Below are 22,513 nucleotides of genomic sequence, written 5' to 3' on the forward strand. Positions count from 1 at the left end.
GCCGGCGCCTTGCATCCCCGATCGGCCGCCGGTATCCCCGGCGGCCTTTTTTAATGCGCGGTCGTCAGTCGGTGTGCAGTTCGGCCACGAAGTCATAGATATCGCCCCGATACCACGACACCGTGAACTCCACCACGCGCCCGTCATCGAGAAAACTGCGCCGCTCGATATTGAGTCCCGCACTGCCGGTCGGCACGTGCAGCAGGCGTGCCTGTTGCGCGCCGAGTGACACCGCGCGCAGGCGTTGCAGGGCGCGGCGCGGGCGGCAGCCGAGGTTTTCCAGCACTTCGTAAAGCGAGTCGTGCACGATCGACGGATCCGGCAGCACGCTGGCCGGCACCACGGTGCGCTCGATCGCCAGCGGTTCCTCGCGCGCATAGCGCACGCGATGCAGGCGGGCGACCTGCACGCCGGGCGAGAGGTTCATCGCCATCGATTCCTCGGGCGTCACTTCGCCGATGCCGCGTTCGAAGAACTCCGAGCGCGGATTCAGACCGCGCGCACGCAAGTCCTCGGTAAAGCTGGTCAGCCGCGACATCGGCTTGATGATGCGCTCGGCCACGAAAGTACCCGCGCCGTGGCGCTGGGTCAGGATGCCTTCCTCGACCAGGCCGGCGATGGCCTTGCGCACGGTCACGCGCGACAGGCTGAGCGCGCGCGACAGATCGCGCTCGCTGGGCAAGGCCTGTCCGGGCTCGATATCGCGATGCTCCACCACGTTGCGAATGGCCCGGCGCAGCCGCAGATAAGCCAGTGGCTGGTGGGTGGCCGCATCGCGGCTCAGGCGGAAGTATTCGTTGACCAGGGCGGTTTCCATGGCGGCCAACATACCAATGACCATACCAATTCCACAAGCGCGCGTTGAAACCGGGCCTTGCGGGGGTTACCACTTGGCCTCCAGCCGGGTCCGGAACGCCGCAGGGTCGCGGTTCCGGCAAAGTGGTGTTGTCTGGTATTTGACTGGTACGTTAGGATGCACCGAACGGGCCGGATGAAAACCCCGGCCTCCGTCCACGCCATACCCCGAGGTGATCGAAGTGACGGCTTCTCCCCCCCTGGTCGACGCATTCGACCTGGTGATTTTCGGCGGCACGGGTGACCTTGCCTTGCGCAAGCTGCTGCCCGCCCTGTTCCATCGTTTCCTCGACGGCCAGATCCCGGCCGGCAGCCGTGTGATCGGCATCGCCCGCGAGGGCCTGGACGACGACGGCTACCGCGCCAACCTGCGCAAGGTGCTGCTGGAGACCGGCGGCGCCAAGGACAAGGTGGACGCGTTCCTCGGCCAGGTCGGCTACCGCTCGCTCGATGCGCGCAAGGACGAAGGCTGGGACGCGTTCGCCGCGCTGATCGGCGAACAGCCCGAGCACGTGCGCGTGTTCTACCTGTCGACCTCGCCTGAGCTGTTCGTCGATATCTGCAACCGCCTGGGCGAATACGGCCTCAACCGCGGCAAGTCGCGCGTGGTGCTGGAGAAGCCGATCGGCCGCGACCTGGCCAGCGCCAACCAGATCAACGATGCGGTCGGGCGCTTCTTCGACGAATCGCAGACCTATCGCATCGATCATTACCTCGGCAAGGAAACGGTGCAGAACCTGCTGGCGCTGCGCTTCGGCAACGCCTTGTTCGAGCCGCTGTGGAATGCCGGCCATATCGACCACGTGCAGATCACCGTGGCCGAAACGCTCGGCGTCGGCACCCGCGGCACCTACTACGACCGCGCCGGCGCGCTGCGCGACATGGTGCAGAACCACATCCTGCAGCTGCTGTGCATGGTGGCGATGGAGCCGCCGTCCTCGCTGTCGCCCGACGCGGTGCGCGACGAGAAACTGAAGGTGCTGCGCTCGCTCAAGCCGATCGACGAGGCCAACGCAGCCCAGTACACCGTGCGCGGGCAGTACCGCGCCGGCGCCGCCGAAGGGCAGAGCGTGCCGGGTTATCTGGAAGATCTCGGCAATGGTTCGAAGTCGCACACCGAGACCTTCGTCGCGCTGAAGACCGAGATCGAGAACTGGCGCTGGGCCGGCGTGCCGTTCTACCTGCGCACCGGCAAGCGTCTGCCGGAGCGCGTGTCCGAGATCGTAGTGGTGTTCAAGTCGGTGCCGCATTCGATCTTCGATGCCTCCGCCGGCCCGCTCACGCAGAACCGCCTGGTGCTGCGCCTGCAGCCGGACGAAGGCGTGAAGCTGTGGCTGACCATCAAGCACCCCGGCCCCGGCGGCCTGCGCCTGCGCCACGTGCCACTGGACATGAGCTTCGCCGAAGCGTTCGGCGTGTCGCAGCCGGATGCGTACGAGCGCCTGCTGCTCGACGTGGTGCGCGGCAACCCCACCTTGTTCATGCGCCGCGACGAGGTCGAGGCCGCCTGGCACTGGGCCGGCCCTATCCTGGATGCCTGGGGCAGCAGCGGCGAAGCGCCGCGTCCCTACACCGCCGGCACCTGGGGCCCGAGCGCGGCCGTGGCGCTGATCGAGCGCGACGGCCGTACCTGGAACGAAGACAGCGAGTGATACAGCGCCCGAGGCGACGGTGCCGCTCCGCTTCACCGTCGCCTTGCACGCCGCCGCCTACACTCGATCCTCCCGCCGGCGCCAGCGCGCCCACTGCTCTCTCCCACCGCCATGCCTGAGCACACCGACGTCACCACGCACAGCTTCACCGATTGCCACGCGCTCGCCCGCGCGCTGGCCGAACGCCTCGCCGAGCGCCTGCGCGCCGGCATCGACGCACGCGGCCAGGCGCTGCTCGCGGTCTCCGGCGGCAGCACGCCGGTGCATGTCTTCCGCCAACTCGCGCGTGCGGAACTGGATTGGTCGAAGGTCTACGTCACCCTGGTCGACGAACGCTGGGTGCCGGAAAGCCACGAACGCTCCAACGCGCGCATGGTCAAGGCGGACTTGCTGCAGCACGCCGCCTCGGCCGCGCATTTCGTGCCGCTGTACACCGACATGCCCACGCCCGAAGCCGGTGTCGCCGCGGTGCGCGCGCGCGTCGCCGCGCTGCCGTTTCCGTTCGACGCGGTGATCCTCGGCATGGGCAGCGACGGCCATACCGCCTCGTTCTTCCCCGGCGGCGACCGCCTTGCCGAAGCGCTGGATCTGGCCGGCACCGCCCAGGTGCTGCCGATGCGCGCCGCCGGCGCGGGCGAGCCGCGGATCACCTTCACCTTGCCCGCGCTGCTCGATACGCAGGCGCTGTATCTGCATATCGAAGGCGAAGCCAAACGCCAACTGCTGGCCGATGCCCGCCTCGGGCTCGGCGCCGGCAAGGACTACCCGGTGCGCAGCGTGCTGACCCAGACGCGCGTGCCGGTCGCCGTGTACTGGTGCCCTTGAGCACTGGACGCCAGGAGTGGGAGACGGGTGACCCTCAACACCCGTTTCCCGCTTCCCCCCTTCTTCTCCGATCGAAAGCCAACGCATGAGCACGCCACTGCATCCCGTCCTCGCCGAAGTCACCGAACGCCTGCGCGAACGCAGCCGCGACACGCGCGCCGCCTATCTGGCGCGCATCGATGCCGCCGGCACCGGCGGCACCCATCGCGAGCGGCTCTCCTGCGGCAACCTCGCGCACGGTTTCGCCGCCTGCGGCACCGATGACAAGGCTGCGCTGCGCGAAGGCCGCGCGCCGAACCTCGGCATCCTCACCTCGTACAACGACATGCTGTCGGCGCACCAGCCGTACGAGCGCTATCCGGAGTTCATCCGCCAGGTGGCGCGCGAGGCCGGCATCACCGCGCAGGTCGCCGGCGGCGTGCCGGCGATGTGCGATGGCGTGACCCAGGGCCGTGCCGGCATGGAGCTGTCGCTGTTCTCGCGCGACCTGATCGCGATGGCCACGGCGGTGTCGCTCTCGCACGACATGTTCGACGGCGCGCTGTACTTAGGGATCTGCGACAAGATCGTGCCCGGCCTGCTGATCGGCGCGCTGAGCTTCGGCCATCTGCCCGGCATCTTCGTGCCCGGCGGCCCGATGCCCAGCGGCATCAGCAACGAGCAGAAATCCAAGGTGCGCCAGGCCTACGCCGAGGGCAAGGCCAACCGCGCCGAGCTGCTGGAAGCGGAAGCCGCCGCGTATCACGCGCCAGGCACCTGCACCTTCTACGGCACCGCCAACTCCAACCAGATGCTGATGGAGATCATGGGCCTGCACCTGCCCGGCTCCAGCTTCGTGGCGCCGGACACGCCGCTGCGCGATGCACTCACCGCCGAAGCGGTGCGCCGCGTCGCCGGCCTGAGCGTGCAGGGCGAGCACCATCTGCCCATGGGCCATATCGTCGACGAGCGCGCGGTCATCAACGGCGTGGTCGGCCTGCATGCCACCGGCGGTTCCACCAACCACCTGCTGCATCTGGTGGCGATGGCGCGTGCGGCCGGCATCCAGTTGCGCTGGGACGATTTCGACGCACTGTCCTCGGTGGTGCCGCTGCTGGCGCGCGTGTATCCGAACGGCTATGCCGACGTGAACCAGTTCCACGACGCCGGCGGCATGGGCTTCCTGATCGATCAGCTGCTCGGCGCCGGCCTGCTGCACGCGAACGTGCGCACCGTGTTCGGCACGGGGCTGGATGGCTATACCCAGGTGCCGTCGCTCGATGACGCCGGCGCCGTGCAGTGGATGCCGGTGGCGAAGGAAAGCGGCAACCGCGGCGTGCTGCGCGGCATGGCCGAACCGTTCCGCGCCGACGGCGGCCTGCGCATGCTCGCCGGCAATCTCGGCCGCGCGGTGATCAAGGTGTCCTCGGTGCCGGACGACCGCCAGGTGATCGAAGCGCCGGCCGTCGTGTTCCACGACCAGGACGACGTGCGCAAGGCCTTCGAGCGCGGCGAACTCAATCGCGACTTCATCGCGGTGGTGCGCTTCCAGGGCCCGCGCGCGATCGGCATGCCCGAACTGCACAAGCTCACCCCGACCCTGGCCGTGCTGCAGGACCGCGGCTACCGCATCGCCCTGCTCACCGACGGCCGCATGTCCGGCGCCTCCGGCCGCGTGCCGGCGGCGATCCACGTCACCCCGGAAGCGCAGGCGCAGGGTGCGATCGCGAAGATCCGCGACGGCGACCTGATCCGCCTCGATGCCACCCACGGCACGCTCGACGTGCTTGTAGATGCGTCCGAATTTGCCAGCCGCGTGCCCGCCACCGCCGACCTGTCGTCGCACCATAGCGGCATGGGCCGCGAACTGTTCGGCCTGTTCCGCCAGGCCGCAGTCGAAGCCGATCTCGGCGCCGGCGTGCTCTGACTTCATCTTTCCCAGGATCTTCCATGAGCCACATCGAAACCAAGCAAGCCCAAGTCGAAGCCACCTTGCGCCTCGCGCCCGTGGTGCCGGTGGTGATCATCGACGACGCCAGGGCGGCGGTGCCGATGGCGCGCGCGCTGGTGGCCGGCGGTATTCCGGCGATCGAAGTGACCTTGCGTACACCGGCGGCGCTGGATGCGATTCGCGCGATCGCCGCGGAAGTGGAAGGCGCGGTGATCGGCGTGGGCACCGTGCTCACGCCGCAGGATCTGGAAAATGCGCGCCTGGCCGGTGCGAAGTTCGCGGTGTCGCCGGGTGTGTCGCCGAAGCTGCTGGCGGCGGCGGATGACAGCGATCTGCCGTTGCTGCCCGGCGTGGCCACGGCCTCCGAAGCGATGAACCTGCTGGAGCGCGGCTATCGCCATCTGAAGTTCTTCCCCGCGGTGCCGGCGGGCGGGCACAAGTTGCTGGGCGCATGGGCGAGCCCGCTGCCGCAGATTCGCTTCTGCCCGACCGGCGGCATCAGCCTGGCGAGCGCGCCGGATTTCCTGTCGCTGCCGAACGTGGAGTGCGTGGGCGGCTCGTGGCTCACCCCGGTGGACAAGCTGAAGTCCGGCGATTGGGCCGGCATCGAAGCCCTCGCGCGGGAAGCAGCGGCGCTCAAAGCACGCTGACCTGACGCAACGACGTAGGTTGGGGTGAGCCGCAGGCGAACCCCAACATCGACGTATCGAAGCGCTGCGCACCGTTGGGGTTCGCCGGTGGCTCACCCCAACCTACGCCAAGTGCATGGAGGCCGGCCCGGTTATCCAGGCCGGCCTCGTGCTGCGATCAGTTAACGCTGACCGCACTCCACGCCGAAGCCACCCCGGCGTACTGCGTCGACGTCGTGCCATACAAATCAGCCGCCGCCTTCAACGTCGCCGTGCGCGCACCCGCATAGTTGGTGTTCGACGTCATATACACCGTCAACGCCCGATACCAGATCTTCTGCGCTGCATCGCGCCCGATGCCGCCGGCGGCGGTATTGCTGTTGCACACCAGCTTCGCCGCGGTCAGGTTGGCCGACGTGCCCGCGCCAAAGCCGGCCGGCACCACCGCGCCTTCCGCCAGCAGATAGAAGAAGTGGTTGCCCACGCCCGAGCTGTAGTGGACGTTGAGCGAGCCCACCGAACTGCTCCAGCAATCCGCCGACGCGCCATCCAGGCTGGGCTTGAACATATAGCGCAGCGCCGTCGTGCCACTGGGGTTGCTACGGTAGATCTTCTCGCCGATCAGATAATCCGGCACGTCCGTGCTGTTGTTGGCGTAGTACTCGACCATGGTGCCGAAGATGTCGGAGTTGCTTTCGTTCAAGCCGCCGGACTCGCCGGAATAGGCCAAGCCGGCCGTCGCCTGTGTCACGCCATGGCTCATCTCATGGCCGGCCACGTCCACCGCCACCAGCGGGAACCAGGTGGTGCCGCCGTCGCCGTACTCCATGGCGCTGCCGTTCCAGGCGGCATTGTTGGAGGTATAGCTGCCGCCGCCGACATTGATCTTGACGTGCGCATAGCTCTTCACGCCCTTGCCGTCGTTGAAGATGCCGTTGCGGCCGTGCACGTTCTTGTAATAGTCCCAGGTCTTGGACACGCCATAGGCGATATCGCCGGCCACCGTGGCGCGATCGCTCTCGGCGTTGTTGCCCCAGGTGTTGTCGGTATCGGTGAACAGCGTGGCGTTGCGCAGATTGGCCGAGGTGTCGTTCTTGCCCAGGGCGTCATACACCGAGCCGTTGCCGCGCGACGGATCGATCAGCTGATAGCCGCCGGTGACCGAGTTGGTGACGATCCCTACATTGCCCACCAGCAGCGACTTGCCGGTGCCATTGGAGGCGATGGTCTGGAACAGGTTCCAGCGATCCAGCACCTTGCCGCTGACAGCATCGACGAAGTAGCGCATGTTGGCGGTGCCGAAGGTGTCGGACGCACCCTGCACGTTGACCTCATAGGCCAGCACCGGCTTGGCGCCGCGCGCATAGATCACCAGGCCGCGGCTCTCGATGCTCTCGATCTCGCCGTTGAAATCCTGGCCGGCGGCGAGCTGCGCTTCGTCGGCAGTGGTGCGCGGCGACAGGCTCGGACGGCCGCGGCCGCGCAAGGTAAGGCTGGCTTCGCGGAAGCGCCCGTTATGGCTGTGCACGACCACGTCGCCGCCGATCACCGGCAGGCCGCGGTAGCTGCGCTGCATGCGCACGTGTTCCGTGCCATCCGGATCGACGATCACATCGCTCGCTTCGAACGCATCGTCGCTATCGGCTTGCAAGGCAGCGGACTGCTGCTTGACCAGGCCCTTGGCAACACCGGCAATCGCCATCTGATCGAACCGCGCGGCCTGCGCACCGCCCGCGACGGTCAGCGCGGCAGCGATGGAGAGGCTGAGGACGTAAGGCTTCAAAGACATCACGACACTCCTACATACAATTTGGGCAAGAGAAGGGCGCGGCCGCATGCGTTGCGCATGCCACCGAATGGCCCCCGATGAAAAAGCTCCCTAGAGATCCCTCCCCTGAGCGCGGCTATCCTCCGGGTGGATTAATCGCAAGAACATAGGAATGATTCGTAAGTTCTTCACGGATAAATCACGCAAGGCTCGTGCAAGTCGAGCGCGTGAAGTACTCACGAAGTAACGCAGCGCAAAGCCCCTCTCCCGTCGGGAGAGGGGTTGGGGTGAGGGTACGGGCGAAGCGCAAGAGCGATGCGCACCACTCCGCCCGTACCCTCATCCGGCTGCCGCCACCTTCCTCGCTCCTCCACGCGAAGAGGGCACAGGGATGTGCCCGGCTTTGATGAGCGAGGAGAGCCGCGCACATCCCTGTGCGCTCCCCGCGTGCTCCCGACGGGAGAAGGCTTCGACGTTGGGAAGTGATTCTGTAGTCCAGCTTCTTCAGTTACGCGCCGCGCTCAAGACCAAAGCCTTCGTCGATCCAACCCGTCAATCCGCCGATCATCTCCTTCACCGGTCGCCCCAACTGCGCCAGCTTCACCGCCGCTTTGTTCGCACCGTTGCAATGCGGCCCGGCGCAATAGACGACGAACAGCGTATCGGCCGGAAACTCACTCAGACGCTGCTCGCCGATGCTGCGCGTAGGCAGGTTCAACGCGCCTGGCACGTGACCTGCCGCATACAGCACCGGCGTGCGCACATCGAGCAGGACAAAGTCCTTGTCCTCGTGCTGCGTGGCGTAGTGCACATCCGCGCAGTCGGTCTCGAAGCCCAGGCGGGCCTGGAAGTGGGCCAGCGCCTGTGCGCTGGCGGCCGCGGGGATGCGATGGACGACGCTGCTCATGGGGCGGTACTCCGTGGTGAGGATGGCGCCAGTGTGGGCACTGGCAGCCGCCGCCGACATTGGCAAGAATGCCAGGCATCGTGAAGAAACCGCCAAAGCGAACGAGCACGCCTGCCGGCCCCGCCAACCGCAATGTGGCGGCGCTGGTCTACGACGGCCTGTGCACCTTCGAGTACGGCATCGCGGTGGAGATGTTCGGCATCGCGCGGCCGGAACTGGAACAGTGGTATCGCTTCCGCTCCTGCGCGGTGGATCGCGGGGTGATGCGCGCGGCCGGTGGCCTGAGCGTGCGCGCCGACGGTGGACTGGAAGGACTGTCCCGCGCCGGCACCATCATCATTCCGGGTTGGCGTGGCGCGGATGCCACACCACCGCCGGCCCTGCTCGACGCGCTCCGCGCGGCGCACAAGCGCGGTGCACGGCTGCTGTCATTCTGCTCCGGCGTATTCGTGCTCGCCGCGGCGGGCCTGCTGGACGATCGCGCGGCAACCACGCACTGGCGCTATGCGGAGACGCTCGCTTCGCGCTATCCGGGCATCCGCCTGGCACCGGACGTGCTCTACGTCGACGAAGGCAACGTGATGACCTCGGCGGGCAGCGCCGCCGCGATCGACCTGTCGCTGCACCTGATCCGCCGCGACTACGGCCCGCGCATCGCCAACCAGGTCGCGCGCCGCGCCGTGGTGCCCACGCATCGCGATGGCGGCCAGACGCAATTCATCCCCGCCGCGCTGCCCGAGCAGGGCGCCGCGCTCGGCAGCTTGCTGGAATGGATGCGTCGCCGCCTCGACCAGCCGCTGCCCATCAGCGTGCTGGCCGAACGCGCGCGCATGAGCGAACGCACCCTGCTGCGCCGCTTCGAGCAAGCCACCGGTCGTTCGCCCAAGCAATGGCTGGTGCAAGAACGCCTGGCGCGGGCGCGCGAACTGCTGGAAGGCAGCGCGCTGGCGGTGGAACAGATCGCCGACCGCTGCGGCTTCGGCAGCGCCGACACGCTGCGCCACCATTTCCGCCGCGCCATCAAGCTCAGCCCCGCACGCTATCGCGAGCGCTTTGCGCTGGCGGGGCAGCAGGCATAGAGAAGCGGCGCCAACGCCGCTAAGCTGCGGCCCGTTCCCTTCCGGCCGCGCCGCCCATGCTCTACATCCTCCTCGCCATCTGCTGCAGCGTCCTGGTTTCCGTCCTGCTGAAACTGGCGCGCCGCCATGCCATCGACGTGGGGCAGGCGATCGCCTGGAACTACGTAGCCACCAGCGCGCTCACCGCCTGGGTATTCCATCCCTCGCTGGAATCGCTCGCGCGCCCCGACGCGCCATGGCTCGGCTTCGTCGGTTTGGGCCTGCTGCTGCCGCTGATCTTCCTGGCGCTGGCCGCCTCGGTGCGGCACGCCGGCATCGTGCGCAGCGATGCGGCGCAGCGCCTGTCGTTGATCGTGTCGTTGCTGGCCGCGTTCCTGCTGTTCGGCGAAGCCACCAGCACGGTGAAGCTCGCCGGCATCGGCCTGGGCCTGGTCGCGCTGGCCTGCATGGTGTGGCGCGGCGAGGCCGGCACGGGCGAAGGCGCCGCGGCGTGGCGCTGGCCGGTGATCGTCTTCGTCGGCTTCGCCGCGATCGACATCCTGTTCAAGCATGTCGCCCAGGCCGGCACGCCGTTCGCCGCCTCGCTGCAGGCGATGTTCGCGCTGGCCCTGGTGGTGGCGTTCGCCATCCAGCTCGGCCGCCGCGTCACCGGCCGCACGCGCTTCAGCGTGCGCGACGCCCTGGCCGGCTTGCTGCTGGGCCTGGCCAACTTCGGCAACATCGTGTTCTACGTGCGCGCGCACCAGGCCCTGGCGGACAGGCCTTCGCTGGTGTTCGCGGCGATGAATCTCGGCGTGGTGGCGCTGGGCGCCCTGGTCGGCACGCTGGCGTTCCGCGAAAAGCTCAGCCGCCTGAATCTTGCGGGCGTGGTGCTGGCCGCCGCGGCGATCGCCCTCGCCACGCGGGGGTGAGCAGCTCGCGGGAGCATGACTTCTGGCGTGTGAAAGGCGGCACTTGCAGCGCCTAAGCTCGGGGACTCACGCCCCACGAAGGAATCCCGATGCGCATGCTCCCCCTGGCCGCCGCCCTGGCCTCCCTGTTGCTCGCCGGTTCGGCGCTGGCCGCCGACAAGCAAGACAAGGACAAGGACAAGCCCCAGGAAAGCAAGCCCGAGGCCGCGCTGCTGCAGCCGCAGGTCTCTGAGACGACCGGCTCCGTGCGGGTGGAAGGCAGGAGCATCGACTACAAGGCGGTGGCCGGCACCTTGATCATCAACGGCACCGGCGACAAGGAGCACGAGCCGCAGATCAGCATGTTCTACACGGCGTATTTCAAGAAAGGCGCCGATGCCGGCAAGCGGCCCGTCACCTTCATCTACAACGGTGGCCCGGGCTCGGCCACGGTGTGGCTGCACATGGGTGCGTTCGGACCCAAGCGCGTGGTGACTTCCGACGACAGCCACACGCCCGCCGCGCCCTATGGCCTGGTCAATAACGACTACAGCCTGCTCGACGCCTCCGACCTGGTCTTTATCGACGCGCCCGGCGCCGGCTTCAGCCGCCTGATCGCGGCGGACGAAGACAAGGCCAAGCGCGAGGAGCAGATGAAGGACCGCCGCAAGGAGATCTACGGCGTGGATGGCGACGGCCATGCCTTCGCGCATTTCATCACGCAGTTCCTGTCCAAGTACGGCCGCTGGAATTCGCCCAAGTACCTGTTCGGCGAAAGCTACGGCACCACGCGCTCGGCGGTGCTGGCCAATATCCTGGAGAACCAGTCCAGCGTCGATCTCAACGGCGTGATCCTGCTCTCGCAGATCCTCAACTTCGATACCAGCATCGACGGCCCGGAGACCAACCCCGGCGTGGACCTGCCCTACGTGGTGGCCTTGCCCACCTTCGCCGCGACGGCGTTCTACCACCATCGGCTGCCGCAGCAGCCGGCGGCGCTGGAGCCGTTCCTGCGCGAGGTGGAGCAGTTCGCGCTGAACGATTATGCGCAGGCCCTGATGGCGGGCAGCCGCCTCGACGACGCGCGCAAGCAGGCGGTGGCGGAGAAGCTGCATCAATACACCGGCCTGCCGGTCGCCTATCTGCTCAAGGCCGACCTGCGCGTCACCGGCGGCATGTTCGAGCACGAGCTGCAGAACGACGGCGGCGTCACCACCGGCCGCCTGGACGGCCGCTTCTCCGGCCCTTCGCTCGATCCGCTGAGCAAGGACTCCGAATACGATCCGCAGTCTTCCGCGATCAGCGCCGCCTACGTCGCCGCCTTCAACGACTACGTGCGTAAGCAGTTGAAGTTCGGCGACGGCCAGCAGTACCGCCTGTTCGCGTCGATCGATCATTGGGATTTCAAGCACAACGGCAGCGAGGGCGAGCGCCCTATCAACGTGATGCCCGACCTGGCCAAGGCGATGAAGACCAATCCCAACCTGCGCGTGTCGTTGCACGGTGGCTACTACGACCTGGCCACGCCGTACTTCGCGGCGGACTACGAGATGCACCACCTGCCGATCCCCGCCAACCTGCAGAAGAACATCTCGTACGAGTGGTATCCGTCGGGTCATATGGTCTACGCCCACGAGGATTCGCTGAAGAAGCTGCACGACAATGTGGCGCGCTTCATCGGCGAAACGGATAACGTCAAATAAGGCCCGGCGCCGGGCGTCCGCGCGAGTTGCTATGCTTGGCGGGCACCGGCGCCCGCCATTCCCATCCCGACTCCGGATCCCTTATGCGCGACCTGATCGATCGCTACCTCGACGCCTACAACCGCATGGACGTGCCCGCCATGCTCGACACGATGCAAGCCGGCGTGGTGTTCGAGAACTACACCAAGGGCATCCTGAGCGTGCGCACCCAGGGCGCGGCGGAGCTGCGCCACCTGGCGGAGAGTTCGCTGCACCTGTTCTCGGCGCGGCGACAGATCATCACCGCGTTCCGCGAACACGGCGAGGACGCCGCCACGGCCGACATCCTGTTCGACGGCACCTTCGCCATCGACCTGCCGAACGGCGTGCGCGCGGGGCAGACCATCGCGCTGACCGGGCGCAGCGAGTACCGCGTCAGCGAGGGTAAGCTGATCTATATCGCCGATTTCAGCGAGTAACGCTTCGCTGACGGTAGGTTGGGGTGAGCCGAAGGCGAACCCCAACAGAGCCCGCAGCTGGCCGTGGTGTTGGGGTTCGCTTTGCTCACCCCAACCTACGCCGCCCGTCAGAAATGAGCCGGCTCGTGCTCCGCCCGACGCAACAGTGCGTTCTTCCACCGCTGCTGCTGCGCGGAATCCGCTTCCACCAGCCACTGCGGCTTGTTCGCCACCAGCGCCGCCACCGCCACGCCATCCTCGTACAGCACGCGCGTGCCGATCACCGCCGGCAGGCGGTTGCCGCTGAGCACCGTGCCGACCAGGTTGAGCGGATCGCAGCCGCTGAGGCAGACGTACTGCTTGTCGTTCGGCTGCTGGCGAACCTGGCGCAGCTTGCCGATCGCCTCGGGCAGCGCGAACTGCTCGCCGACCAGGCCTTCGACGAAGCGTCCGCCACGGATCTCGCCGCGCGCCTCCAGCCGGTGATACACGCGCAGCAGTTCGCGCCAGCTCGGCAGCCACCCGGCCTCGCGTTCCAGCAGCTTCCAGAACACCACGCCGTAGCGGCGCAGCAGGCTGCGCGCGACATGCTCGATCTGCTCGGCGCGGTTGCCATCCTTGCCTGCCGGCACCAATGGCGCGCGCACCAGCGACCAGCGCCCCGCATCCTCGATGCCGCTCAACATGTGGCGGCGCACGCGGCGATGGCGATGCGCGTCGCGCTTGGCCGCGGGCAGCAACAGCGCGCGCAGGCCGGCGAAGCTGTCGGCGGTGACGCGGCCGGCGGCGACCAGTTCGCCGAGGGCATCCTCAAGTTCGGTGCGCAACAGATGCACGGCGCTCATCAGCTCGTCGAAGAACAGCGCACCATGCTCGCGCAGCACGTCGGCCACGGCCTGGGCACGCGAAGAGAGCTGCAGTTCCTGCGGCTGGCCGGCACCGGCCAGGCCGCTCCAAAGTGCCATCTCCTTGCGCGGCAGCAGCACGATCGGCGTGGCGCGCACGGGACTGCTGCCGCCGGTGGCGCCGCGCAAGCGGTTCCAGCCGACGCGGCCGGCGCGGCACAGATCGTCCAGCCAGCTGATCGAGTAATCCTCGATGCGCGCGGGCAGCAGTTCGGCTTCCCAGGCGCCAGCGGCGGCTTCGAACCCTTCGAGCTGCGCGATCGCCGCGGGCAGGGCCTCCGGTCCGCTCAGCCGCGCGCCGGGCGCGACGTGCTGCCAGTCGAACAGGAAGCGCATCAAGTCGCGCCGGCTGACCGGTTCGATTTCGCGGCGCAGGCGGCCGATGGTGTAGCGATGGATGCGTGCCAGCAGGTGGCGTTCGCACCATTCCGTTGCGGTGGCGGCAGGCGTGAATTGCCCCTGCATCACATAGCCTTCGGATTGCAGGCGCAGCAGGGCTGCCTCGACGTCGCTGCTTTCCACCGCAAGTGATGCGGCGAGTCGGGCGACGGTGACGGGGCCAAGACCGACCAGGCGGCCGCGCAGCATTTCCAGCAAGGCGTCTTCGCGTGTCCAGGCTTGCGCAAGGAATTCGGCCGGGGCTTCGATCGGCGGCTGCATCGTCGCGTCGGCGTGGATCGCCGACCATAACGGCAGCTTCTCGGCCGCCACCCACACCTGCCAATTCGCTTGCGCGGGCAGGCTGAGCAGGGCGGCGCGGCGCGCATTCGCCAGCGCCTGCAGCCAATCGCCCCAAGCATCGCCTTGCGCTTCTTCCGCGCTGACGAAGCCGAGCACGCTCAGCGCCTCATGCATCTCGTCGGCGCCGCGCACCTGCGGCCATGCTTCGCCGCGCACGGCCTCGATCGCCTCCGGATCGAGCTTGCCGAGGTCTTCCGCACTGTCGCCGTCGTTCCAGCGGCGCGTCTGCACCGCCTGCGTGCGGCGCTCTTCCAGCGGCGCGTCATCCAGATAAGCGTACGGCGCGGCAGTCAGTACTTCGGCGGCCAGGGGGCTGGCGGTGGTGAGGTCGCGTGCGAGCACGCTGATCTGTCCGCTCTCCAGCCCGCGCAGGATGTTCAGCAGGCCGTCCACATCCATTGCTTCGCGCAGGCAGTCGTACAGCGTCTGCTCGACCAGCGGGTGATCGGGAATCTGCCGCTCGCCCACGATGTTCTCCAGGCAGGCCACCTGGTCGGGGAAGACGCTGGCGAGCAGGTCCTCGCTGCGCATGCGCTGGATCTGCGGCGCCACCTTGCGGCCGCCCTGGAAGCGCGGCAAGGCCAACGACGTAGTGGCATTCCAGCGCCAGCGCACCGGGAACAGCGGCGCATCCAGCAGCGCCTGCACCAGCACCTGTTCGGCCGTGTTGGAGTGCAGATAGCGCGCCACCTCGATCAGCGGAAAGCTGTGGCTGGTCGACAGCGACAGCACGATGGCGTCCTCGGTCGCCGCCGCCTGCAGCTCGAAATTGAACTGCCGGCAGAAGCGCTTGCGCAGCGCCAAGCCCCAGGCGCGATTGATGCGGCTGCCCCAGGGCGTATGGATCACCAGCTGGGTGCCGCCGGATTCGTCGAAGAAGCGCTCGAATATCAGCTGGTGCTGGGTCGGCAGCGCGCCGAGCGCGGCCTTGGCCCGGGCCAGATAGTCGGCCAGCTGTTGCGCGGCGGCTTCGCTCAGGCCCAGCGTGTGCTTCAACCACCTGAAGGCTTCAGCCACGCCGCCTTCGTCCAGCTGCGCGGAGATGGCTTCGCGCAGGCGCGATACGCCGTGCGACAACTCATGGCTGCGCCCCGGCGCCTCGCCCAGCCAGAACGGAATGCTCGGCGGTACGCCGTGCGCATCTTCGACGCGCAGGCGGTCGCGCTCCACGCGCAGGATGCGGTAGCTGGTGTTGCCGAGCTGGAAGATATCGCCGGCCAGGCTTTCCACCGCGAAATCCTCGTGCACGCTGCCGATCACCGTGGCCTGCGGTTCCAGCACCACGAGGTAGTCGGCCGTGTCGGGAATCGCGCCGCCGGAAGTGACGGCAGTCAGCCGCGCACCACGCCGCGCGCGCAGTTGCTTGTGCACGGCATCGCGATGCACGTAAGCCGCACGCGCGCCGCGGCGCGTGGTGAAACCGTCGGCGAGCATGCGCACGATGGCGTCGAACTGTTCGCGCGGCAGCTCATGGTACGGATACGCACGGCGCGCCAGCGCGAACAGCGCATCCTCGTCCCATTCCTGGCACGCCACTTCCGCCACGATCTGCTGGGCCAGCACGTCCAGCGGGCGCGGCGGGATCGTCAGCGTATCCAGCTCGCCGCGGCGCACGCAGTCCAGCAAGGCGGCGCATTCGGCCAGGTCGTCGCGCGAGGTGGGAAACAGGCGCGCCTTCGGCGTGCCGTTCACCGCGTGGCCGGAGCGGCCGGCGCGCTGCAGGAAGGCGGCGATGGAGCGCGGCGAGCTGAGCTGGCAGACCAGGTCGACGTCGCCGATATCGATGCCCAGTTCCAGCGATGCGGTGGCCACCAGCACTTTCAATTCGCCGCGCTTGAGGCGCTGTTCGGCGTCCAGGCGTTGTTCGCGTGCCAGGCTGCCGTGGTGCGCGGCGACGGCTTCCTTGCCCATGCGCTCGGACAGATGCCGTGCGACGCGCTCGGCCATGCGGCGGGTATTGACGAACACCAGGGTGGTGCGATGCGTCTGCGCCAGTTCGGCGAGGCGGTTGTAGACCAGTTCCCAGGCGTCGTTGGACATCACCGCTTCCAGCGGCACCGGGGTGACTTCGATGGCGAGGTCGCGTTCGCGGGTGTGGCCGACGTCGACGATGCGGATTCCCTTCTCCCCTCCGGGCAGGGGAGAGGGAGTGGCAGCCGCTTCGCCGACCAGGAACCGCGCCACTTCTTCGATCGGCTTCTGCGTCGCCGACAAGCCGATCCGCAACAATGGCCGCTGGCACAGCGCTTCCAGCCGCTCCAAGGACAAGGCCAGATGCGACCCGCGCTTGGTCGATGCCATCGCATGGATCTCATCCACGATCACCGTGCGCGTACTCCCCAGCATCTCGCGCCCGGAAGCCGAGCCCAGCAGGATGTACAGCGACTCCGGCGTCGTCACCAGGATGTGCGGCGGCTGCCGGCGCATCAGGTTGCGCTCGGCCTGCGGCGTATCGCCGGTGCGCACGGCGGTGCGGATCGCCACGTCGGGCAGGCCGAGCGCTGCGAGCTCGGCGCGAATGCCTTCCAGCGGCGCTTCCAGATTGATGTGGATGTCGTTGGACAGCGCCTTCAGCGGCGACACGTACACCACGGTGGTCGCATCCGGCAGCGCGCCGCCATGCGCCAGGCCTTCGCGCACCAGGGCGTCGATCGCGGCCAGGAAGGCGGTCAGCGTCTTGCCCGAGCCGGTCGGCGCCGCGACCAGGGTGTGACGGCCATCGCGAATGGAAGGCCAGGCGGCCAGCTGCGCCGCGGTGGGGGCAGGGAAGGTGCGCTCGAACCACTGCCGCACCGCGGGATGAAAAGCTTGCAGGGACATGGGCTTAGGCTCGCCTCGAGCCGGGGCGGAGGGAACATTCTAGATGGGGATGGGTCAGCCTGCCGGCAAGGCGCCGCCGGAAGTCACTTCCGCCGCTAGCACGCATGAATGACAATATTGCGTCACAGCAATGCGCCGGCGTACTGCGAGCATTGCCTACGGTTGCCTATCCATCCCGGGGAAAAACCATGTCCGTCGCCCACCCGTCGCGGTTCGCCGTGCTTGCCGTATCCATTGCCCTCGCCCTGTCGGCCGCCGCCGCGCAGGCGCAGGACGCCGACAACCAGCCTGCGGGCAAGAAGAAGCCGGTCGAGCTGCAGGCGGTGAACGTCACCGCCGAAAAGCGCGTGGAGAACCTGCAGAAGGTGCCGATCTCCATGACCGTGCTTACCGCCGAGAAGCTCGAAGCCTTCGGCCAGGCCGGCGACGGCGTGCTGCAGCTCGCCTCGCGCGCGCCCAGTGTGTATGCCGAGACCTCGTACGGCCGCGAATTCCCGCGCTTCTATATCCGCGGCCTGGGCAACAGCGACTTCGACCTCAACGGCTCGCAGCCGGTGTCGATGGTGTACGACGACATCGTGCAGGAGAACCCGATCCTCAAGGGCTTCCCGCTGTTCGACCTGGAGCAGGTGGAAGTGCTGCGCGGCCCGCAGGGCACGTTGTTCGGCCGCAACTCGCCGGCCGGCGTGATCAAGTTCGAATCGCGCAAGCCCAGCCAGGAAACCACCGGCTACGCCCGCGTCTCCTACGGCACCCTGGGCACCGCCAATGCCGAAGCGGCGCTGGGCGGCGCGCTCAGCTCGCATTGGTCCGGCCGCGTGTCGGCGCTGGCGCAGCACCGCGACGGCTGGATCGACAACGCCTACACCGGCAAGAAGGACGCGCTGGGCGGCTATAACGACCGCGCCGTGCGCCTGCAGGCGCTGTACGAGAACGGCGACTTCAGCGCGCTGATCAACACCCACGCGCGCTGGCTGGACGGCAGCGCCATGGTCAACCGCGCCAACGCCATCCCGATGGGCGAGAACAGCTTCGTGCCGGGCTTCAGCCGCGACACGGTGTACCAGGACGGCCGCAACAAGCAGCACCTGTTCACCTGGGGCAGCAACCTGCACCTGAACTGGAAGCTCGGCGACTACACGCTCACCTCGATCACCGGCTTCGAGAAGGCCACCACCTACAGCCTGGGCGACGTCGACGGCGGCATCGCCATCCCGCACGACCCGAGCCAGCAGAAGGCGGTGACGCCGTTCCCGGCCGAGACCGCCGACGCGCTGCCGCACGATCGCCAGATCACCCAGGAATTCCGCCTGGCCAGCAATCCGCAGGATCGCCTGAACTGGCAGGTCGGCACGTACTATTTCCACGAAGACATCGCGATCAACAACTACGACTACGCGACGCTCAACAACCACGTGCTCGACGGCTACGCCAAGCAGACCCAGCGCACCAATGCATGGGCGGTGTTCGGTTCGGCCGACTACCACATCACCGACGACGTCGACGTGCGCGCCGGCGCGCGCTACTCGCACGACTCGCGCACCTTCCGCGTCGACCGTCTGCTCTCGCCGATCGGCGGTGGCACGCTGTCGCTGGGCGCCGAGCCGCACGATTCGCGCTGGAGCGGCGACGTCACCGCGACCTGGACGCTGAACCCCAACCTCAACGTCTACGCGCGCATCGCCAACGGCTTCCGCGCACCCAGCGTGCAGGGCCGCGTGCTGTTCGCCGACTTCATCTCGCAGGCCAAGCCGGAGACCATCACCTCCTACGAGCTGGGCCTGAAGAGCACGGGCATGGACAACCGCGTGCGCTTCAATGCGGACGTGTACACGTACAACATGCACAACCAGCAGCTCACCGCGGTCGGCGGCGACATCAACATCACGCGCCTGCTCAATGCGAAGAAGACCGAAGGCTACGGCGCCGAGTTCGACCTGGAGGCTTACCTCACGCCGAACTTCATCGTCACCGCCGGCGGCAGCTACAACCACACGGAGCTGAAGGACCCGACCCTGGCCGTGGCCCCCTGCGGTTCCGGCTGCACCGTGCTCGACCCGCTCAACGCCTCCGGCAACGCCCTGGTCAACGGCAACGACCTGCCGAACGCGCCGCGCTGGATCGGCACCCTTACCGCGCGCTATGGCATTCCCTATGGCGATAGCGGCGAGTTCTTCGTCTACACCGACTGGAACTACCGCAGCGATGTGAATTTCTTCCTCTACGAGTCGAAGGAATTCCAGAGCAAGCCGTTCCTCGAAGGTGGCCTGCGCGTCGGTTACAACTGGGGCTTCGGCAGGCGCGAAGTGGCGCTGTACGCCCGCAACGTGACGAACAAGAAGGTCATCACTGGCGCGATTGATTTCAACAATCGCACGGCGTTCGTCAACGATCCCCGAGTTGTTGGTGTGGAGTTCCGCACGGAACTCTAATTGGGCGGCTGGGCGCCGCTGCCTTTTTGCGGCGGCGCCTTTGCTCGTCATCCCAGCGTAGGCTGGGATCCAGTGACTGTGTCGCCTGGTTTTCGCGTTAACGCAACATCTAACGGCGCCACCGCAAAAAGGGGCCAGCAGGGGAAACCCCCAGCCCATGCATTCCCCCCCGTGGCATGCCAATATGCCGCCATTCCGTTGTGAGCAGGATGCCCGGAGGGGGTGCCGGCGACGGATGTCACGCGCGGGAAACGTATGCGGAAAACGATGCGGTCGCTGATAGGGGGCGAAGGAATCGCCCGAGTCTTGGCATACGGCCTCGCGCTATGGCTCGCCGCCATAGGTCCGGCCTCCGCCGCCAGCCTGGACGCAGCCCTGCTGCCGAAGATCCAGGCCGCCACCTTCGAAGTGGTCGCCGCCAAACCGGCCGACGATCCGCTGACGTATGAAAAGCCGCTGCCGCTGGACCTGCTCCCGTTCCAGGAGCGCACCGACAAATACCACTCGATCGGCACCGCCTTCGCCATCGGCAAGAACCAGTTCGTCACCGCCGGCCACGTGCTGCTCACCGGCGTGGACAGCCTGTGGGGCGCGCCCTCGCTGCGCGATGCCAACGGCAAGATCTACGCGATCGACAAGATCCAGAAATTCGACCTGCGCAAGGACTTCGTGGTGTTCACCGTGTCCGGCGATCCCGGTCCGGCAACGCTGGAAGTGGACACCAGGCCGGTGCTCAACCAGGAGGTCTACGCGGTAGGCAACGCGCTGGGCACGGGCGTGGTGATCCGCGACGGCCTGTACACCTCCGACACGCCCGAGCAGCAAGACGGCGCGTGGAAGTGGATGCGCTTCTCCGCCGCCGCCTCGCCGGGCAACAGCGGCGGCCCGCTGCTGAGCAAGGAAGGCAAGGTCATCGGCGTGGTGCTGATGAAGTCCGCCAACGAGAACCTCAACTACGCGCTGCAGATGGGCGAGGTGCTGAACGCGCCGGCCAAGGCGGTGATGGACACCCGCGTGCCGTTCCGCTTCGACATCTTCAGCAGCACGCTGAGCAACAGCCTGAAGGACCAGTTCGCACTGCCGCTGGGCGTGGGCGAGTTCTTCAAGCGCTACGAGTCGGTGTTCAACGGTTACATCGACAGCCAGCTCAAGGAAATCCTGAGCAAGGACACCGACAAGCTGTTCCCGCGCGGCGACGGTTCCAACCAGCTGCTGTACGGCGCGTCGTGGATGAACACCGTGCCGGGCCTGATCGTGCGCAACAGCGCCGGCGAGTGGGGCCTGGTGGAGAAGGAAGGCAACCGCATGTCGCTGGCCGCCAACGGCTATGTGCAGGCGGGCGTGTCCGGCCATAACTTCCTGCTGCATCTGCGCCGCCCGGACAACCTGTCGGCCGACAAGCTCTACAGCGATCCGGCCGCGCTGGCCGAGCAGCTGTGCAAGATGGGCATCTTCATGCGCCCGGTCGGTTCGGAGCAAGTGCGCATCACTTCGCTGGGCAAGCCGGCCACCGATAGCGTTTATGTCGATCACTCGCAGCGCCGCTGGCAGCTGCGCGTGTGGACGTTGCCGTTCGCCAATACGCGGGTGATCACCTACGCCCTGCCGGTGCCCGACGGCTACGCCATGCTGATGCGCTTCGCCTCGGCCGACGACAGCTACGACAACCTCGCCGACATGCGCGCCCTGCTCGACTACATGTCGGTGGGCTACGAAGGCTCGCTGGCGCAGTGGAAGGATTTCCTGAAGAACACCGCCTTGCTGCCCGATGCGCTCAAGTCCGTGCATATCCAGGCCGACTACCAGCAGCGTTTCAGCTACAGCTCCAACCGCCTGGCCTTCGCGGTCACGCCGCAGCTGCAGAAGATCGAGCCGGAAAGCACGCTGACCCTGGGCATGGGCTTCGTGCCCGACCACGGCAAGGTGGTGTGGGACGTGAATGCCGTGTCGCTGCGCGCCAATCCGCAGGAATCCGATCGCCTGCATATCGAGCGCAACGTAGTGCCGCCTCCGACCCTGGACGACGACGCCAAGAGCTATTGGGACAAGCTGCTCAAGCGCCGCCATCCGTACGAAGGCACCGCCTACTCGGCGAATGGCGAGACGCGCATCGGCGCGCCGGCCAGCGGCGCGGGCGCAACGCCCGGCGTGGTCTATTCGGTGTTCTATGCCATGTCCGGTTCGCAGGGCCAGGACAGCATGAAGCCGAAGCTCGATCTGCTGATGAAAGATCTGAAGGTGAGCGAGCAGTAAGCCCTCTGTGCATTAGCCCCTCTCCCGCCGGCGACCCGAAGGTAGTCCCCGTGGGAGAGAGGGGGCGGGGTGAGGGTACGGGCGGAGTGGTGCGCATCACTCCGGCCGTACCCTCATCCGCCTGCCGGCACCTTCCTCGCTCCTCAGAGCCGGGCACATCCCTGTGCCCTCCCCGCGTGCTCCCGGAGGGAGAAGGTTTTCTGTCCGGAAGAGTTCGCGCATCACGCGCCCACATCAAACCTCAAGGCTTCGCGCTGGAAGCCGCCCCGCCGGCACCGGCCGGCTCAGCGACTTGAGATAGTTCGCCACGTCCTCCTTGGACACCTGGCCGCGATGCTCGCGGTCGATCTGGTCGAAATGCTTGGCGATGAAGGGCACCTTGCCGTTCTGCGCCTCTTCCTTGCTGAGCAGGCCGTCGTGGTTGCGGTCCGCCGCGTCGAAGTTCTTCACGGCAACGTCCAGTTTCTTTGCCATGTAGCCGAGCCCGGTCTGGGCGGCCGCGGGTAGGGCGAGCGCCAGTGCGATGGCGGCGATGAACAAGCGGTGGCGCGTAGGCATGAGCTGCTCCTGTTGCGGCGGATGGGCCTGGCGACGCCAGGCGAACGGGTATCGCGGCGGTGCAACGGGGTACAGCATAGCCGCGGACCGGCGGCAACTTTCGGACATCGCCCGTCTACGCTTCGCAAA

At 67.4% G+C, this 22,513-nt stretch carries 15 protein-coding genes; 10 read left to right on the top strand and 5 right to left on the bottom strand.

All coding sequences use genetic code 11. The annotated features are described in order from the left end of the window. Window positions 1–64 precede the first annotated feature (64 nt). Window positions 65–817, bottom strand: a complete 753-nt coding sequence (locus tag AB4083_RS11570) for a GntR family transcriptional regulator (RefSeq protein ID WP_441608084.1) — start codon at window positions 815–817, stop codon at window positions 65–67. Between the two features lie 220 nt (window positions 818–1,037). Between AB4083_RS11570 and zwf the strand changes: the two genes are divergently transcribed. The 4 genes from zwf (at window position 1,038) to eda (ending at window position 5,912) form a co-directional block, all read left to right on the top strand. Further along, window positions 1,038–2,507: a glucose-6-phosphate dehydrogenase gene (gene zwf / locus AB4083_RS11575; RefSeq protein WP_441607958.1), complete on the top strand. Its 1,470-nt coding sequence runs from the start codon at window positions 1,038–1,040 to the stop codon at window positions 2,505–2,507. A 111-nt stretch (window positions 2,508–2,618) separates the two neighbouring features. Beyond that, window positions 2,619–3,332, top strand: a complete 714-nt coding sequence (gene pgl, locus AB4083_RS11580) for a 6-phosphogluconolactonase (RefSeq protein ID WP_441607959.1) — start codon at window positions 2,619–2,621, stop codon at window positions 3,330–3,332. Window positions 3,333–3,417: 85 nt separating this feature from the next. After that, the gene (gene edd / locus AB4083_RS11585; RefSeq protein WP_441607960.1) at window positions 3,418–5,238 is read left to right on the top strand and encodes a phosphogluconate dehydratase; all 1,821 of its coding nucleotides are present in this window, start codon (window positions 3,418–3,420) and stop codon (window positions 5,236–5,238) included. A gap of 23 nt (window positions 5,239–5,261) precedes the next feature. Then, window positions 5,262–5,912, top strand: coding sequence for a bifunctional 4-hydroxy-2-oxoglutarate aldolase/2-dehydro-3-deoxy-phosphogluconate aldolase (gene eda / locus AB4083_RS11590; protein ID WP_441607961.1), 651 nt, complete (start codon window positions 5,262–5,264; stop codon window positions 5,910–5,912). A 157-nt stretch (window positions 5,913–6,069) separates the two neighbouring features. Here eda and AB4083_RS11595 read toward each other — a convergent pair whose 3' ends face one another. Both AB4083_RS11595 and AB4083_RS11600 read right to left on the bottom strand, forming a co-directional pair. Next, a complete protein-coding gene (locus tag AB4083_RS11595; RefSeq protein ID WP_441608085.1) occupies window positions 6,070–7,674 on the bottom strand; it encodes a M4 family metallopeptidase in 1,605 nt (534 codons plus the stop codon). Between the two features lie 493 nt (window positions 7,675–8,167). Beyond that, entirely contained in the window at window positions 8,168–8,566 is a 399-nt protein-coding gene (locus AB4083_RS11600) for a rhodanese-like domain-containing protein (protein ID WP_441607962.1), read from the bottom strand. 80 nt (window positions 8,567–8,646) lie between these two features. Here AB4083_RS11600 and ftrA point away from each other — a divergent pair, with 80 nt between their 5' ends. The 4 genes from ftrA to AB4083_RS11620 all read left to right on the top strand — a co-directional run bounded on the left by ftrA (window position 8,647) and on the right by AB4083_RS11620 (window position 12,696). Next, window positions 8,647–9,645, top strand: a complete 999-nt coding sequence (gene ftrA, locus AB4083_RS11605; RefSeq protein WP_441607963.1) for a transcriptional regulator FtrA — start codon at window positions 8,647–8,649, stop codon at window positions 9,643–9,645. Window positions 9,646–9,701: 56 nt separating this feature from the next. Further along, window positions 9,702–10,556: an EamA/RhaT family transporter gene (locus AB4083_RS11610; RefSeq protein ID WP_441607964.1), complete on the top strand. Its 855-nt coding sequence runs from the start codon at window positions 9,702–9,704 to the stop codon at window positions 10,554–10,556. Window positions 10,557–10,645: 89 nt separating this feature from the next. Next, window positions 10,646–12,238: a S10 family peptidase gene (locus tag AB4083_RS11615; protein WP_441607965.1), complete on the top strand. Its 1,593-nt coding sequence runs from the start codon at window positions 10,646–10,648 to the stop codon at window positions 12,236–12,238. 83 nt (window positions 12,239–12,321) lie between these two features. Further along, window positions 12,322–12,696, top strand: coding sequence for a nuclear transport factor 2 family protein (locus AB4083_RS11620; RefSeq protein WP_441607966.1), 375 nt, complete (start codon window positions 12,322–12,324; stop codon window positions 12,694–12,696). 107 nt (window positions 12,697–12,803) lie between these two features. On the opposite strand, the gene AB4083_RS11625 is transcribed toward AB4083_RS11620, so the two are convergent. After that, window positions 12,804–17,141: a DEAD/DEAH box helicase gene (locus AB4083_RS11625; RefSeq protein WP_441607967.1), complete on the bottom strand. Its 4,338-nt coding sequence runs from the start codon at window positions 17,139–17,141 to the stop codon at window positions 12,804–12,806. Window positions 17,142–17,329: 188 nt separating this feature from the next. On the opposite strand from AB4083_RS11625, the gene AB4083_RS11630 reads away from it, so the two are divergent. Continuing rightward, a complete protein-coding gene (locus AB4083_RS11630) occupies window positions 17,330–19,573 on the top strand; it encodes a TonB-dependent receptor (RefSeq protein ID WP_441607968.1) in 2,244 nt (747 codons plus the stop codon). Window positions 19,574–19,879: 306 nt separating this feature from the next. Beyond that, the gene (locus AB4083_RS11635; protein ID WP_441607969.1) at window positions 19,880–21,826 is read left to right on the top strand and encodes a trypsin-like peptidase domain-containing protein; all 1,947 of its coding nucleotides are present in this window, start codon (window positions 19,880–19,882) and stop codon (window positions 21,824–21,826) included. A 234-nt stretch (window positions 21,827–22,060) separates the two neighbouring features. On the opposite strand, the gene AB4083_RS11640 is transcribed toward AB4083_RS11635, so the two are convergent. After that, window positions 22,061–22,384 carry an EF-hand domain-containing protein gene (locus AB4083_RS11640; RefSeq protein ID WP_441607970.1) on the bottom strand — a complete coding sequence of 108 codons (324 nt, stop codon included), beginning with the start codon at window positions 22,382–22,384 and terminating at the stop codon, window positions 22,061–22,063. Between the last annotated feature and the right edge of the window lie 129 nt (window positions 22,385–22,513).

The sequence above is a fragment of the Dyella sp. 2RAB6 genome (genome assembly GCF_052115385.1).
Classification (GTDB): Bacteria; Pseudomonadota; Gammaproteobacteria; order Xanthomonadales; family Rhodanobacteraceae; genus Dyella_D.